This window comes from Myxococcus sp. CA051A (genome assembly GCF_013336705.1).
In the GTDB taxonomy this organism is placed as follows: domain Bacteria; phylum Myxococcota; class Myxococcia; order Myxococcales; family Myxococcaceae; genus Myxococcus; species Myxococcus llanfairpwllgwyngyllgogerychwyrndrobwllllantysiliogogogochensis.
In genome coordinates this window covers 61,225-75,001 of the sequence record NZ_JABUMS010000011.1, presented here as the reverse complement: position 1 = coordinate 75,001, position 13,777 = coordinate 61,225, and the positions used below count along the sequence as shown (strand labels likewise).

The 13,777-nt window shown below is 68.3% G+C and carries 13 protein-coding genes; all 13 read right to left on the bottom strand.

The annotated features are described in order from the left end of the window. Positions 1 to 60 precede the first annotated feature (60 nt). On the bottom strand, positions 61 to 1,035 hold the full coding sequence (gspN, locus tag HUA74_RS29085; RefSeq protein WP_141643861.1) for a type II secretion system protein GspN: 975 nt from the start codon (positions 1,033 to 1,035) through the stop codon (positions 61 to 63). Between the two features lie 3 nt (positions 1,036 to 1,038). After that, positions 1,039 to 1,593, bottom strand: coding sequence for a type II secretion system protein GspM (gspM, locus tag HUA74_RS29080; RefSeq protein ID WP_141643862.1), 555 nt, complete (start codon positions 1,591 to 1,593; stop codon positions 1,039 to 1,041). A 2-nt stretch (positions 1,594 to 1,595) separates the two neighbouring features. Continuing rightward, complete coding sequence (gene pilM / locus HUA74_RS29075) at positions 1,596 to 3,200, bottom strand: pilus assembly protein PilM (protein ID WP_174457163.1); 1,605 nt, start codon at positions 3,198 to 3,200, stop codon at positions 1,596 to 1,598. A 1-nt stretch (position 3,201) separates the two neighbouring features. Then, positions 3,202 to 4,593 (bottom strand): general secretion pathway protein GspK, encoded by a 1,392-nt coding sequence (locus tag HUA74_RS29070; RefSeq protein WP_141643864.1) that lies wholly within the window; start codon positions 4,591 to 4,593, stop codon positions 3,202 to 3,204. Beyond that, on the bottom strand, positions 4,593 to 5,267 hold the full coding sequence (locus HUA74_RS29065; protein ID WP_141643865.1) for a type II secretion system protein J: 675 nt from the start codon (positions 5,265 to 5,267) through the stop codon (positions 4,593 to 4,595). Before HUA74_RS29065 ends, HUA74_RS29070 begins: the two co-directional genes overlap by 1 nt. Then, positions 5,264 to 6,190 carry a prepilin-type N-terminal cleavage/methylation domain-containing protein gene (locus HUA74_RS29060; protein WP_174457162.1) on the bottom strand — a complete coding sequence of 309 codons (927 nt, stop codon included), beginning with the start codon at positions 6,188 to 6,190 and terminating at the stop codon, positions 5,264 to 5,266. The genes HUA74_RS29065 and HUA74_RS29060 overlap by 4 nt, the downstream gene beginning before the upstream one ends. Further along, entirely contained in the window at positions 6,187 to 6,930 is a 744-nt protein-coding gene (locus HUA74_RS29055) for a prepilin-type N-terminal cleavage/methylation domain-containing protein (RefSeq protein ID WP_174457161.1), read from the bottom strand. Before HUA74_RS29055 ends, HUA74_RS29060 begins: the two co-directional genes overlap by 4 nt. Beyond that, entirely contained in the window at positions 6,927 to 7,373 is a 447-nt protein-coding gene (locus HUA74_RS29050) for a type II secretion system protein GspG (RefSeq protein ID WP_141643868.1), read from the bottom strand. The genes HUA74_RS29055 and HUA74_RS29050 overlap by 4 nt, the downstream gene beginning before the upstream one ends. A 38-nt stretch (positions 7,374 to 7,411) precedes the next feature. Next, the gene (gene gspG / locus HUA74_RS29045; RefSeq protein ID WP_141643869.1) at positions 7,412 to 7,840 is read right to left on the bottom strand and encodes a type II secretion system major pseudopilin GspG; all 429 of its coding nucleotides are present in this window, start codon (positions 7,838 to 7,840) and stop codon (positions 7,412 to 7,414) included. Between the two features lie 61 nt (positions 7,841 to 7,901). Continuing rightward, a complete protein-coding gene (locus HUA74_RS29040) occupies positions 7,902 to 8,057 on the bottom strand; it encodes a hypothetical protein (RefSeq protein ID WP_174457160.1) in 156 nt (51 codons plus the stop codon). 12 nt (positions 8,058 to 8,069) lie between these two features. After that, on the bottom strand, positions 8,070 to 9,326 hold the full coding sequence (gene gspF / locus HUA74_RS29035; protein WP_141643870.1) for a type II secretion system inner membrane protein GspF: 1,257 nt from the start codon (positions 9,324 to 9,326) through the stop codon (positions 8,070 to 8,072). Positions 9,327 to 9,366: 40 nt separating this feature from the next. Next, positions 9,367 to 11,181: a type II secretion system ATPase GspE gene (gspE, locus tag HUA74_RS29030; protein WP_141643871.1), complete on the bottom strand. Its 1,815-nt coding sequence runs from the start codon at positions 11,179 to 11,181 to the stop codon at positions 9,367 to 9,369. A gap of 6 nt (positions 11,182 to 11,187) precedes the next feature. Continuing rightward, on the bottom strand, positions 11,188 to 13,764 hold the full coding sequence (gspD, locus tag HUA74_RS29025; protein WP_174457159.1) for a type II secretion system secretin GspD: 2,577 nt from the start codon (positions 13,762 to 13,764) through the stop codon (positions 11,188 to 11,190). Between the last annotated feature and the right edge of the window lie 13 nt (positions 13,765 to 13,777).

Sequence of the window (13,777 nt, the reverse complement as noted above, 5' to 3'; positions counted from 1 at the left end):
TCCCGGCGCGCTGACTTCAACCCCACGCGTCGGGTTGGGCGCGCCCCCAGGTGCCGCGTGCTACCGACGGGGCAGGAAGGTGGGCCGGTTGAGGAAGCCGCCGAGCCTGGCCGCCCGGAAGCTCGGGTCCTTCTTGTCCGGGGGGAAGATGGTGATTCCCGCCGCCAGGAGGCCCAGCCGCTTCTGCGCTTCCGGGTCCAGCCGGAGATTCACATCCATGGCGGGCTCGCTGTACTCCAGCCGCTTGCCCAGCTTCAGCGTGCCGGTGGCCAGCGCCTCCACGTCCTCGCCCTTCAGCCGCAGCTCCTGCACCGTGCCCAGGCCCTTCTCGAAGTTGATGCGGCCCACCAGCGCGCCGAGCGCCACCTGCGGCAGCTCCATGGGCATCGAGTTGCCACCGCCCATGGGGATGGACGCCTTGCCGCCCTTGATGATGAGCCCCTGTGAGTCGAGCGTCAGCTCGCCGTTCGCCTGGGACAGGTCCGGCTCCGGGCTCTTGCCCTTGGGCAGCGTCAGCGCCAGCACGCCATTGAGCTCGCCATCCAGGTCCATCCCGAGGAAGGCCGGCAGGTTGCCACCACTGGCCTTGAGCCCGTCCAGCTCCGCGCGGACCTTCATGTCGCCCAGCCAGCCCATGGAGCCCGCCACCGTTCCACCCAGTGCGTTGGCGCGAATGGCCAGCCCCGGCGGGAAGAGGGTGGGGCGCACCGCCACGCTGTCGATGACCACCGCCTCGCCCAGCTCCGCGGCGCCCGGCAGGGTGCCCTCGCCGCTGACGAGCATCGCCAGCGTCTCCGCGCTCAGCGGCTGGGGCGGCTTGCTCACCCGCACGTTGGTGGCGGTGACACCCGCCAGCCCCGGCCTCAACGAGCCGATGCGCACGGCGAGCCCCGCCTGCGCGGCCTCCGAGACGAGGCGCGTGCGCACCGTGTCGTACGGGAAGGTGATGAGCAGGCAGAGGATGAAGGCCACGAGCGCGAACGCGCCGTAGCCCAGGATGATCTTCCAGCGCGCGAGCTTGGTGTCAGAGGACATGGGTTATTGCTTCATCCGGTAGGTGGCCACGGTGGTCCACGCCGTCAGCGTGTCGTTCGGCCTCGGTTCGATGCGCAGGTACTTCACCTTCACCACGCCAGGACCGCTCTCCACCGTGCGCATGAAGTCCGTGAGCTTGCGCAGGTCCACGTCGGAGAACGTCAGCTCCACCGAGCTCTCCATGATCTTCCCGTCACCCACGCCCACGTCGCCCTTGGGCGTCATGTTGGGCACCTGGAGCCCGGCCGCCGTGGCCTTGTCCTCGATGTAGGTGATGAGCTGCACGTTGCTGGACGTCAGCTGCGTCTCCACCGCCTGCCGCGACGCCTGCGCCTCGCGATAGCTGGCCGCCAGCGCCTGCACCTCCTGCAGCTTCGCCAGCTTGTCCTGCGTGCGCTTGCGGTAGCCGGACGCGGTGTTGGCGAACGTCATCAGCACCGCGAACACGACGAACACCGCCACCGCCGCGCCGGCGATGGACACCATCCGCCGCTCACGGTCACTCAACCGCTCGAACCACGTCTGCACCGGCGCGAGCACTTCCTGAAGCCTGGCCATGACTAGCTCTCCCCCCCTTCCGCACCAGGGCACTGCACCTGCACGTCCAGGCGGAACGTCACCTTCTGCCCGTCGCGGGTGCGCTCCACCTTGCCCTGCTTCACTTCCTTGAAACACGCGTGGTTCTTGAGCGCGTTGGACAGCGTATCCACCTGCTTGGAGGAGTCCGTCTCTCCCTGGAGGATGACGCGGTCCGTGTCGATCTGGATTCGGTCGAACTTCACCGGCAGGTCCGTGGGCACCTTCTGCGTCACCTCCGCGAGCAGGTTCACCGCGGACATCCGGGGCAGCGCCGCCGCCGGGCTCTCCACGCCCTTGAGCAGGTTCAGCGCGCGGTTGTAGTCCTTCTCACACTTGCCGAGGATGCGCTGGGTCGTCTCGCACAGCGCCGCGTCCACCTGCGCCTCGCGCCGCGACAGCACGGAGTTGCGCACCACGCCGAAGGCGATGAGCAAGAGCAAGAGCGTGGCGGCGAAGGACGCCAGCAGGCCCAGCTTGTCCTTCACGTAGTCAAAGTCGCCCTTGAAGGCGAGGTCGTCGCGTCGGTAGTTGAAGCGCGGCGCACGCGCGCCCGTGGCGTTGCCTCGCAGCGCCAGCGCGTAGGCCTGCGCGGCGGACGGCTGCTCCGCGGAGGGAACCGCTTCCGAGGTGTCCGCGGGAAGCGCCAGCACTCGCACCGGCAGGTTCAAGTCCCGGGAGAGCTGCTCCGCCAGGCCCGGCATCCGCGCCGAGCCGCCACACAGCACCAGCGCGCCCACCTGCTGGCGACTGCGCGCCGTGTAGGCCTTCAGGGTGGGGCGCAGCTCGCGCAGCACCGGCTGGAGCCCGCGCACGAAGGCCGCCGCCGCGCGCTCCGCGTCCGGCCCCTGCGCCGCGCTGGCCATGGCCCCGTGCTGCTCCTTCCAGTGATGCGCTTCGGTGAGCGAGGTCTGGAACTCCGTCGCCAGCGCCTTGCTCAAGTCCTTGCCGCCGCCCGCGAAGGTGCGCGCGAACTGCACGCCCGTGCCCGGCCGGCCAATGGCCACCGAGGTGCGCTCGTGGCCCATGTCCACCACGGCCACCACGCCGCCCTCGCCGCTGCCCTCGAAGAGGCTGGCGGCCTGCTGGAGCATGTTCTGGTAGGCCAGCGCCGGGTGCGTGACGATGCGCGGGTCCACCTTCAGCTCGCCCAGCAGGTCGAGCAGCGACTTCAGCTCCGCCCTGCGCACCACGCCCACCAGCAGGTCGCTGGCCTTCTCCTTGCCGTCCGTCTCCTTCTGGCCCACGACCTGGTAGTCGTAGACGACGTCGGAGATGTCGAACGGGAGCAGGCTGCCAATCTCGAAGGGCAGCGTCGCTTCAATCCGCTTCCCGTCGGAGAACGGCAGGCTCAGCGAGTGGGTGATGAGCGCGGGGCCGGGCAGGGCGACCACGACCTGGTCGGCGTGACCCGGTGGCAGCTTGCCAATCAGCTCCTGCACCGCGGCGCGCAGCGTGTCGGCGCGCTCGCCCTCCTGGGCGCGGCGCACCTCCACGTAGCTCCGGGTGGCGTGTCCTTTCGTCCGCGCCTCCAGCACCACGCCCTTCACGGAGTGGCTGCCCAAGTCGAGGCCAAGAATGCGGGCCATGCTATTCCTCTCTCCAGTACAGGAGCCTGCCCAGCGTGTCGTCCAGCCGGACCACTGCGGTCAGCGTCTTCTGCACGTTGCCCGCCTCTCCCACGGATTTGATGGTGAACGTCTGACTCTTGTCGCCGATGAGGCGATTGCCCGCCACGTTGGACTTCACGGCGGGATTGACCACGATGCCCGCGCTCTCCACCACGGCGACGAAGTCCTGCACGCCCATGCCGAAGAAGCTGAACATGCGCGCGCTGCGGATGCGGGTGATGAGCTCGTTGAGGAACACCGGGTCCTTCAATCGCGGGTCCGGCCGGGCCGGGTCCGCCACGGACATGATGGCCAGCCCCATCATCACCGGGTCATCCGTGTTGATGTTGGGCCGGGAGTTGATGTCCGGGTACACCGTGAGCCTGTCACGGAACGCCGACATGAACTGGTCATTCACCCCGTGCACCCGGTACAGCTCGTCGATGCTGTCGAAGCGCGCGTTCTTCGGCTCGTAGCTCGGCTCGTAGCGACTGTAGGGCGAGCCCTCATCGGAGAATCCGGAGGGCATGGGGTTGACGGGGTCCGCCGGGTTGATGGTGGAGCCCGTCTCGTCGTCGTCCGCCCAGTCCTTGATGGCCAGCATCACTTCCCGCGGATTGCCGCGGACCTTGTTCGCGTCGTCGCGCTCCCAGAGGAACTCGAAGCGCTTGTCTTCGAGCATGTCCAACATCCGCAGCGCCGTGGGAAGCGCGTCGCCCGCGCCCGCCACCAGCCGGTGCACGTTGAGCTTCTCCTCCTCGTCGGAGATGGTGGACAGGAAGCAGCCCTCGAAGCCGCCGAACGAGCGGCGCGTCATCTGCTGCGACATCTCCCGCGACGCCGGGTCCTCGCCGTCCTTCATGTCGAAGTTCGGGTCGTCCTCGTCCACGGGGGCCAGCGGCGGAGCATCGTTTTCGGGCTCCAGGCCCTCGCTCTTCACCATGCCCTTGAGCATGTGGCAGTCCACCCGCGCCATCTTCCAGAGCTGGAGGTTGAGCGACGTCGGCTGCGGGGTGTTGCCCTGATTGCCCTGGTTGCCCATCAGGCTGCCCAGCAGCGACGCGGGGTTGGGGATGGGCGTCTGGTCCACCTGCTTCTGGAAGCGAAGCAGGAGCCGCGACAGCGCCACTCCCGAGCGCGCCATGTAATACGCGCGCACCTCGTCCCGCTGATTGGCCGCGAGTTGGAGATCGACCCGGCTGTTGTAGGCGAACTCGGTGGCGATGACCGTCAGGAGCGCGATGGAGACCACCGCGATGATGAGCGCCACGCCACGCGGGCGCCGCTCCCCACCAGGGCCGCGCGCGGCTCCGGACGTGGGCGGACTGGGACGGCGCCGCCGGGGCGTCTGCTGGAAGAAGGGCAGGGGCATCAGTACCTCGGCAGCTCGGTGTTCAACATGATGCGCGCCTGGGTGGAGTAGCGCGCCTCCTTGCCCGTCTCGTCCACGGCGGTAATCGACATCCGCACGCGCGTGGGCAGGATGGTCTTCTGCTCCGTGCGGCGGGTGTCCCACTCGTCATCCCATTCCTTCTTCTCGGAGTTCCAGTACTCGAACTCCAGCTTCTTGGCGCCCTCGAACAGCACGTCCGTCGTGCCGCCCCGGTCCATGCGGTCATCCACGTTGGGATTCACGCGGCGCTTGAGGTCCACGCGGCCCTTGGCGGCCCGGTCGTCGGAGGCCTCCAGGAAGTACTCCACCACCGCCTGGTCGGACTCCTTCACGTCCGTGTACAGCCGCTGGTGGGCGAACGTGGTGAACAGCAGTCGGTCGCTTTCGCCCACGAAGTTGGTGGGGCGGTCCTGCTGGTCGCGGAAGCGCTTCAGGTCGAACCTGTCGCTCACGTACGCGGAGCCAATCTCCCGGGCCATCCGGTTCATCGCCACCCGGACCTGCCGGTAGCGGTCCGCGTCCTCCTCCACAGACTCCTTCGCCGTCAGGCCCGTCTGGAAGGCCATGGCCACCACCGTGCCCATCAGGGCGGTGATGGCCACCGCCACCATGACCTCCATCAGCGTGAAGCCGCGCGCGCGCCCGGTCCTCATCGGTCGTTCCTCTGCTGCATGCCGGGGAAGTTCGGAATCGACGGACGACCGCCTCCGAAGATGCCGCCGCCCGGGGTGGGAACGACGCCGCCGTTACCGCCGCCTCGCTGCGGCTGGCTGCCGCCATTGGCGCGCTGCAGCCACTCCGAGCGGCGCATCAGCGGCTTGCGCGTCTCCGGATGGAGCATGGTGCCGTTGGGGCCGGGGATGGGGTTCTGCACGATCATCCCCGGGCTGTCGGGGTCCACCCACTGGTTGTCGGCGCCCGGCGTGGTGCCCTGCGTGGCCGTGAAGCCGCCGTTGCGGTCCGAGCCCGGCCCGAGCGACACCACGTGCGTCACCAGGTCGATGCTCTCCAACTGGGTGCCCTCCTGCCAGTACACGGTGAGGTGCACCTCGCGCACCGTCTGGGTGAGCTGCTGCACCATCTGCGTGAACATGGGCTGCGCCATGCCCATGGCCGCGCCCCCCAGGCCTCCGCCCGCGGGCTGCGGTCCACCAGAGGCGCCGTCCTTGCCGCCACCGGCACCTCCGCCGAACAGGCTGGCGATGCCGCTCATCGGGTCATCCGAGTCCCCGCCGCCGATGGGCAGGTTGAAGAGGGCGCCGATGAGCTGGTCCGGCGACACGCCGTCCAGCTTCGGGGCGATGATGCGCGCCTTCCACTTGAACTGGGACCAGCCCTCGTCGGAGAAGTCGCCGGACTCCTCGTCGTCGTCGGGCGAGAAGCCGTCGTCGTAGAGCTTCTGCTCCACGTCCGTCATCTTCGCGCGCGCCAGGAGCGAGGCCACCGTGAGGCGCTTGGTGTAGACGTGGTTGGACACCGCGCCCGCGTTCAGGTCGAAGATGGCCATCAACGCGAGGCCCAGGATGGCCAGCGCCACGACGACTTCCAGCAGCGTGAAGCCCGAGGAGCGCCTCATCGCGGCACCTCCAGCACGTCGTTCGCGATGGTCACCTTGCCGGTGAGCGGGGACACGTCCAGCGTCCAGGCGTTGTCGCCCTGGCTCACGTACACGTACGCCTTCTCCGTGTACCCCTGCGGGAAGAAGTAGAGGTACGCCACGCCGTTGTCGACGGCCTCCTTCTGCTGGCGCGTCCACACCGACACGCGCACGTCCGCGGGCAGGTCCCTGGCCGGCACTTCCTCCGAGGTGAACGAGGAGAAACGCGCCGCGTTCTGCACGCGCTCCTTCTCTCCGTCCATCAGCTCCTGCGCGCTGGGCGCGTCTCCGCCCGAGGCCACGTAGCTGCGGCGCTCCTCGTTGCCCTGGGTATTGCCCCGGTTGGAGCGCCGGGCCTGCTCGCGCTCGCGGTTCTCGTCGCGCAGGGCGGTGTCGCGGTCCCTGGCCGTCGTCACCGCGCTCTCCGCGCACTCGGCATGGTAGCGCGTGGCCTTCTCCTCCTTGGGGTCCGGAATCTCGAAGACGAGCCGGCACGTCTTGCCGCGCAGGGCCGCCGAGTCGTAGAGCGAGCGGATGGTGCCCGCAAGCTCCCCCGCGGCGCCCTTGGCCTTGGCGCCCGTGAGCGAGCCGATGCCCATCACCGCCGCGGAGAACAGCATCGCGACGATGATGATGGCGATGGAGATCTCGATGAGCGTCAGGCCGCGCTGGGCTCGGTGGAGCGTGCGCCGCCCGGTCGCTGTCCTGACACGCGTCATGGTTGCCCCCAGTCCGTCAGCACGCCCCCGCTGCTCAGGTCAGCGTCCGTCCCCACGCCGCCCTTCTTGCCGTCCGCCCCGTAGGAGATGACGGCGCCATTCCTGCCATCCATCCAGTAGACGTACGGGTGACCCCACGGGTCCAACGGCACGGAGTCGATGAGCTTCGCCTCGATGAGCGGCGTGAAGCCCTGCTCCTTCGACGGGAAGCGCCCCATCAGCCGGTTGTGCGCCTTGAACAGGCCCTCCAGCTTGCGAATCTCTCCGCGCGCCCGGCGCTGCTCCGGCACCAGCGAGCGGTCGTCCGTCACGTAGACGAGGACGAACGCCAGCACGGTGGCCACCAGGAAGATGGCCGCCAGCAGCAGCCGCCCCTTCGTCTGGGGGCGCAGGGCCCCCGCGGGCGAGGGCATCTGGGATGGAAGTGAGGTTTGCACGTTCATACCCGAAGCCCTGTCAACACGCGGGGTGCGCTACTTCTTCACTTGTTCTTGGCGGAGGCGCCGTCCGCGGAGGAGATGTCCGCGTCGTTGCCCTCGCCGCCGGCGGTGCCGTCCGCGCCGTAGGAGATGATGACGGGCTTGCCGCCTTCGTTCAGGTACACGTAGTCGTTGTTCCACGGATCCTTGGGCATCTGCTCCAGCGACTGGGTCTCCACCAGCGCGTTGAGGCCCGAGGACGTGTCCGGGTACTTCCCCTTCTTCGTGTAATAGAGCTTCAGCGCGCCCTGGATGCTCTTGATGTCCAGGGAGGCCCTGTCCCTTCGGGCCGCCTCGAGCTGCGGAATCACCGCCACGCCGACGGCGGCGGCGATGAGGCCGAGGATGGTGATGACCACCATGATTTCGATGAGGGTCATGCCGCGGCGGTTGCGGCGGCGGCGCTGCTGCGAGTGGGTGTTCTGGCTCATGTCTGCTCTCACCTCGGGGTGACTTTCTGGCAAGCCACCGCATCGTGTTCAGGACTTCCTGTCAGGGTGCCCGGGGCCCGTCCACCACCCCTGCGGGCGGCACGGGGGCTCGGGGCCCGTAGAGTCGGGCCCCCACCGTCACCAGCGCCGCCGCGAGGGCAATCATCGCCGCGAGCGTCGCGCGCTGAATCCAACGGTCGAGCGTGTCATTCGTCATGTCCCTGGCACCTCACCGGATGGCCGAGTTCACCTGGAGAATCGGCAACAGGATGGAGAGGGCGACGAATGCAATCACCGCGCCCATCACCACGATGAGCAGGGGCTCGAGGAGCGAGGTGAGTGCGCCAATGCGCACGTTCACCTGCGTCTCGTAGTTGTCCGCGACGTTGGTGAGCATGTCCTCCAGCTGTCCGGAGCGCTCTCCAATGGCGACCATGTGGTACACCAGCGGCGGAAACTCCCCGGAGCGCTTGAGCGGAGTGGCGATGCTCTCGCCCTCGCGGATGGAGTCGCGGGCCTTTTCAATGACTTCGGCCAGCACGGTATTCGTCATGATGGCCTTGACGATGTCCATGGCCGCCAGCAGCGGGACGCCGCTCTTGAGCAGCGTGGACAGCGTGCGGGCGAAGCGGGAGATGGACAGCAGGCGGACGAGGCTGCCGACGACGGGCGCCTTCAGCACGAAGCGGTCCCACTTCGGCTTGCCCTTGGGGCTCTTCGTCCAGCGCATGAAGAGCCACACGCCCAGGGCCATCATCGGCACGGCGACGAACCACCAGTTCTGGAAGAAGTTGCTCGTGGCGATGAGGATGCGCGTGCTCAACGGCAGCGTCGCCTTCATCGTCTCGAAGATCTTGGTGACCTTCGGCACCACGAACACCATCAGCGCCACGAGGATGCCGCCGCCCACCACCATCATGATGGCGGGGTAGAGCATGGTGCTGAGGATCTTCTGCTGCAGCCGGGCCTGGTTCTCCGTGAAGTCGGCCAGGCGCGTGAGCACCGCGTCCAGCGCGCCGGACGCCTCGCCCGCGCGCACCATGTTCACGTAGATGTTGGGGAAGATTTTCGGGTGCTGAGCGAGCGCGTCCGCCAGCGTCGAACCCTCGTTGACGCGCTGCTTGATGTCGGAGAGGGCGCGCTTGAAGCGCTCCTTCTCCACCTGGTCGACCAGGGCGGTGAGCGACTCCACCAGCGTGACGCCGGCGCCCAGCAGCGTGGACAGCTGCCGGGTGAAGATGGCGACGTCGTCGGTGTTGACGCGGCCCCGGCCCAGCTTGCGCAGGTCGATGTCGCGCGACACCTGCGCCGCGTTGGCGCCCTTGGACACCGCGCCCCGGCTGCCTTCCGCCTGGGCCAGCACGTCCGTGAGGAACACGCCGTCGGCGCGCAGCTTGGAGCGCAGCGTCTTGGGCGAGTCGGCTTCCAACAGGCCCTTGATCTGCTTGCCCGCGGAATTGAGACCTCTGTACTCGAAGACCGGCATGGCTCGATGACCCCGGCCCCTCCCAGGGAGGAGCTGTCGGTTACATGTCCTCCTGGGTGATGCTCAGCACTTCGGCGATGGTCGTCTCGCCCAGCGAAATCTTCCGCGCGCCGTCTTCCAGCAGGGTGATCATCCCCTTGCTCGTGGCGGACTTCTTGATGGTGGAGGCGTCCACGTTCTTCAGCACCAACTGGCGCACGTCGTCGTCCACGGGCAGGAACTCGTAGATGCCCGTGCGGCCGCGGTAGCCGTTGCGGTTGCACGTGGGGCAGCCCACGGCCTTGTAGATGCGGTCCGTCCCGTAGCGCGCCTTGAACGAAGCCAGCGAGTGCCCCAGCTCCTTCAGCTCCACGTCCGTGGGCTGGTAGGCCACGCGGCAGTCGGGGCACACCCGGCGCACCAGTCGCTGGGCGAGGATGCCGGTGAGCGACGAGGCCACCAGGAAGGGCTCCACGCCCATGTCCACCAGACGGGTGACGGCGCCCGCGGCGTCGTTGGTGTGCACCGTGGAGAGCACCAGGTGGCCCGTGAGGGAGGCCTGGATGGCGATCTCCGCGGTGTCCTTGTCGCGAATCTCGCCCACCATGATGACGTCCGGGTCCTGGCGGAGGAACGAGCGCAGGCCCTGGGAGAAGGTGAGGCCGATCTTCGGGTTGATGGCCATCTGGCCAATGCCCTTGAGCTGGTACTCGACCGGGTCCTCGACGGTGAGGATGTTCAGGTCGGAGGTATTGATCTTCGACAAGGCGCCGTAGAGCGTCGTCGTCTTGCCGGAGCCCGTGGGGCCGGTGACGAGGACGATGCCGTGCGAGCGCTTGATGACCGCCTCCATCGCGTGGAGCGTCACCTGGCTCATGCCAATCTCCGCCAGGTCCAGGAGCGTCGCCGTCTTGTCCAACAGACGCATGACGATGCGCTCCCCGTTCGTGGTGGGGATGGTGGACAGACGGATGTCGATGTCGCGGCCGGCCAGCTTGATGCGGATGCGGCCGTCCTGCGGAAGGCGCTTCTCCGCGATGTTGAGCTGCCCCATCACCTTCACGCGGCTGACGATGGCGTTCTGGTAGCGCTTGGGCGGCTTGATGACTTCCTGGAGCACACCGTCCACGCGGAAGCGCACGAGCAGCTCGCGCTCCATGGGCTCGATGTGGATATCGCTCGCGCGCTCCTTGGCGGCGCGGAAGAGCACGGAGTTCACCAGCCGGATGACCGGTGCCTCGTCGTCCGTGTCCAGGAGGTCCTGCGGCTCGTCCAGCTCGTGGGCGAGCGCGTCCAGGTCCTGCGTCTCCATCTCGTCGACCAACTGCTCGGCCTCGTTGATGGAGCGGTCATAGACGCTGTTGATGGCGTCGGTGATGGTGGAGGCCAGCGCGAGCCGGGGGCTGATGCTCTGCCCCAACAGCAGCCGCGCGTGGTCCATGGTGGACGTGTCCAGCGGGTCCGCCACCGCCAGCACCACCGCGTCACCCTCCACGGACAGCGGGAGGATGTGCGACTGCTTGGCGAAGTTGATGGGGATGCGCTTGACCAGCTCCGCGTCCACCTCCTCCGTGAAGATGCGCGCCAGGTAGGGCAGGTCCAACTGGTGCCCCAGGGCCTTGACGACGTCCTCCTCGGAGACCGCCTTGAGGCCCACCAGCACCTCACCGATGCGCCCACCCTTCTCCTCCTGGGCGGCGAGCGCCTCGTGGAGCTTCTCCTCGGTGAGCGAGGGGACGAGCGCGCGAAGGATTTCCCCCAGGGGCCTTCCGCAGAGGAAGGCCTGCCCGTGGGCGACGACCTGGGTGGAGTCGTTCCGGGCGGTGGCCGCGCCGGGCGCGGCGGTGGCGAGGGTGGGGTCGGCGGTCACGTTCATGGGCTCTTAGTTCCCCGATTCAGGCTGGATGCGCAGGCGCTCTGGCGACGCGTCTCCGGAGGACTCCGGAGACGGCGCTTCGGGCGTCGGGGCCGCGGGGGCTGACTCTTCGGAACCCGCGGGGGGCGGAGCCACTTCCCGCACCTCCGGCTCAGGCGACGGGGCAGGCGTGGGCCGCGTGGACGGCGCGGAGTCCTGGCGAGCAGGCGAGGAGGAGCTCGGACCGATGACCTTCTCCCCGTGGAGCCCGGGGCCGCCGTTCTCCGCGCGATTGCGCTCCCGGATGACGGCCTGGTTCATCCGCGACAGCGGACCGGGCTTGCGGCTGAAGTCCACCGCCACGTCGTAGCCCGGCACCTGGCCGTAGAACTGCTCCACGAACTGCTGCCGCTCCTTCATCTTGCGCTCGAAGATGGTGCGGAAGTCCTCCGGGCCCCGGATGATGTAGGGCGTCAGGAACAGCAGCAGGTTCGTCTTCGTCTTCTTGCGCGACGTCTCCCGGAAGAAGTTGCCGATGATGGGGATGTCGCCGAGCACCGGGACCTTGGTGACGGACTCGATGGTGCGGTCCTGCATGATGCCGCCCAGCACCACCGTCTCCTGGTCCTTGGCGATGACCGTCGTCTTCGCGCTGCGCTTGCTCGTCGTCGGACCGAGCACCGGGTCATTGGAGGCGATTTCCTCCGTCTGCTCCGTGATGACCATGCGGATGTAGTCGCTGTCGTTGATCTGCGGCTTGACGGTCAGCTTCAGCTCCACGTTCTGGCGCTGGATGGGCGCGTACAGCGAGCCCAGACCGCCCAGACCGGCGAGCAGCGACGGATTGAGGCCACCCGCCGCCCCGCCAGCGCCGCCCACCTGGGAGCCCAGCGAGGAGGGCGAGAAGCCGGACTGGAAGGGCACGTTCTGGCCCACCGTGATTTCCGCCTCCTCGTTGTCGCTGGTGAGGATGTGCGGCGTGGAGAGCACGTTGACGTCGGAGCTCTGCTGCATCGCGTGCAGCACCACGCCGAAGGCGGGGATGTCCAGGCCCAGCTTCTCCAGCGCCGGAATCACCGGACCCTGAAGGCCCGCGAGGAAGCCGCCGAAGGACGCCAGGTTCGCAAGGCTCAGCGAGGGCGGAAGGCCCTGGCCGCCGTTGTTGGTGCCAATCAGGCCGGGCGCCGCGCCGCGGTCCGTCTGGAGCGCGAAGCCGCTGTGCAGGTTGACGCCGAACTCGGCGTTGCGGTCCAGGTTCACCTCCATGATGACGGCCTCGACGAACACCTGGCGGCGGGGCGTGTCGAGCTGCTGGATGACCTGGACGATGTTCTTGTAGTCCGTCTGGCTGGCGACGATGACCAGCGAGTTGGTGCCCTTGTCGGCCGAAATCTTCACCTCGCCGCTGAACAGCTCCGCGGCCTGGGTGGTGCCGGCGGGACGCGGGGCGCCCTGGGGCATGTTCGGCATCGGCGAGCGCGGCCGGTTCGCGGTGCCCTGGGCCAGCGACTGGAGCGTGCTGGCCAGCTCCTCCGCGTTGGCGTTCTCCAGGTAGTAGACGTTGATGCGACCGCCCGTGCCGGAGGGGATGTCGATCTGCGTGACGATGTCCTGGATGCGCTCGAACGCGGCGGGGCTGGCCACGATGATGAGCTTGTTGGTGCGCTCGTCCGGGATGATCTGCGACAGCGTCACCGGCCCGGCGGAGGCCTCCTGGCCGCCCGAGGCGGGCTGGGCAATCACCTCACCACCGGGCTGTCCGGCGGGCGGCACGCCCTGCGTGAAGGTGCCGGGCCGCTGACCGGGACGGGCGCCCTTGGCCTCGAAGAGGCGCTGCACCGTGGTGGCCACGTCCTGCGCGGAGGCGTACTGCACCTGGATGACCCGCAGCTCGTCGCTGGCCGCGCGCGTGTCCAACTGGTCGATGAGGCGCTCCAGGCGGTGGATGTTGGAGCCCACGTCGTTGACGATGATGGTGTCCGGCGGATACGGGATGGTGTCGCCGTCCTTGGAGACCAGCTGCTGCAGTACCCCGCGCAGGGGCTCCACCTCCACGTTGCGGATGCGGAACAGCTTGGTGATCATCTGCTCGTTGGTCGTGTACGGCTGGCCATCCTCGACGATGGTGGGGATGGGGTTCTGCTTCGCCGAGCGCTTGTCGACGATCTTCATGAACCGGCCGTACTGGTACGCGGCGAGCCCGTTGGCGTCGAGTGAGGCCAGGAAGGCGGAGTAGAACGCGTCGGCGTCCACTTCGACGCGGCCGTTCTCCGGGCCGATGATGGAAATCTTTCCGCGCACGTTCTCCGGAAGGATGAACGTGCGGCAGGTGGCGTCGGCGACCGTCTGGACGAGCTTTTCGATCTCCACCTTGTCGAAGTAGATGCCGTAGCGCGCGTTGCGCCGGGCCTCTTCGCACGTGGGCGTACGCCGGGAACCCTGATTGGACTCGTCGGCGCCCGGGGGCGACGACTGGGGAGTGATGGTCCGCTCACCCGGCGCTGAAGGCGCGGAGGTGCCGGGCGGAGGGGGGCGGCGCTGCGCCTGCGCGGGGACGGCGAGCGCGAGGCACAGGCAGAGCATCCAGGACGGGAGCGTCTTCATGGAGGAGCGGGCG

Coding starts and splice junctions, on each gene's coding strand:
- HUA74_RS29055 (WP_174457161.1), bottom strand. CDS start 6,930: ATGACGCGTGTCAGGACAGCGACCGGGCGGCGCACGCTCCACCGAGCC.
- HUA74_RS29060 (WP_174457162.1), bottom strand. CDS start 6,190: ATGAGGCGCTCCTCGGGCTTCACGCTGCTGGAAGTCGTCGTGGCGCTG.
- HUA74_RS29040 (WP_174457160.1), bottom strand. CDS start 8,057: ATGACGAATGACACGCTCGACCGTTGGATTCAGCGCGCGACGCTCGCG.
- gspG (WP_141643869.1), bottom strand. CDS start 7,840: ATGAGCCAGAACACCCACTCGCAGCAGCGCCGCCGCCGCAACCGCCGC.
- pilM (WP_174457163.1), bottom strand. CDS start 3,200: ATGGCCCGCATTCTTGGCCTCGACTTGGGCAGCCACTCCGTGAAGGGC.
- HUA74_RS29050 (WP_141643868.1), bottom strand. CDS start 7,373: ATGAACGTGCAAACCTCACTTCCATCCCAGATGCCCTCGCCCGCGGGG.
- gspE (WP_141643871.1), bottom strand. CDS start 11,181: ATGAACGTGACCGCCGACCCCACCCTCGCCACCGCCGCGCCCGGCGCG.
- HUA74_RS29070 (WP_141643864.1), bottom strand. CDS start 4,593: ATGCCCCTGCCCTTCTTCCAGCAGACGCCCCGGCGGCGCCGTCCCAGT.
- gspN (WP_141643861.1), bottom strand. CDS start 1,035: ATGTCCTCTGACACCAAGCTCGCGCGCTGGAAGATCATCCTGGGCTAC.
- gspM (WP_141643862.1), bottom strand. CDS start 1,593: ATGGCCAGGCTTCAGGAAGTGCTCGCGCCGGTGCAGACGTGGTTCGAG.
- HUA74_RS29065 (WP_141643865.1), bottom strand. CDS start 5,267: ATGAGGACCGGGCGCGCGCGCGGCTTCACGCTGATGGAGGTCATGGTG.
- gspD (WP_174457159.1), bottom strand. CDS start 13,764: ATGAAGACGCTCCCGTCCTGGATGCTCTGCCTGTGCCTCGCGCTCGCC.
- gspF (WP_141643870.1), bottom strand. CDS start 9,326: ATGCCGGTCTTCGAGTACAGAGGTCTCAATTCCGCGGGCAAGCAGATC.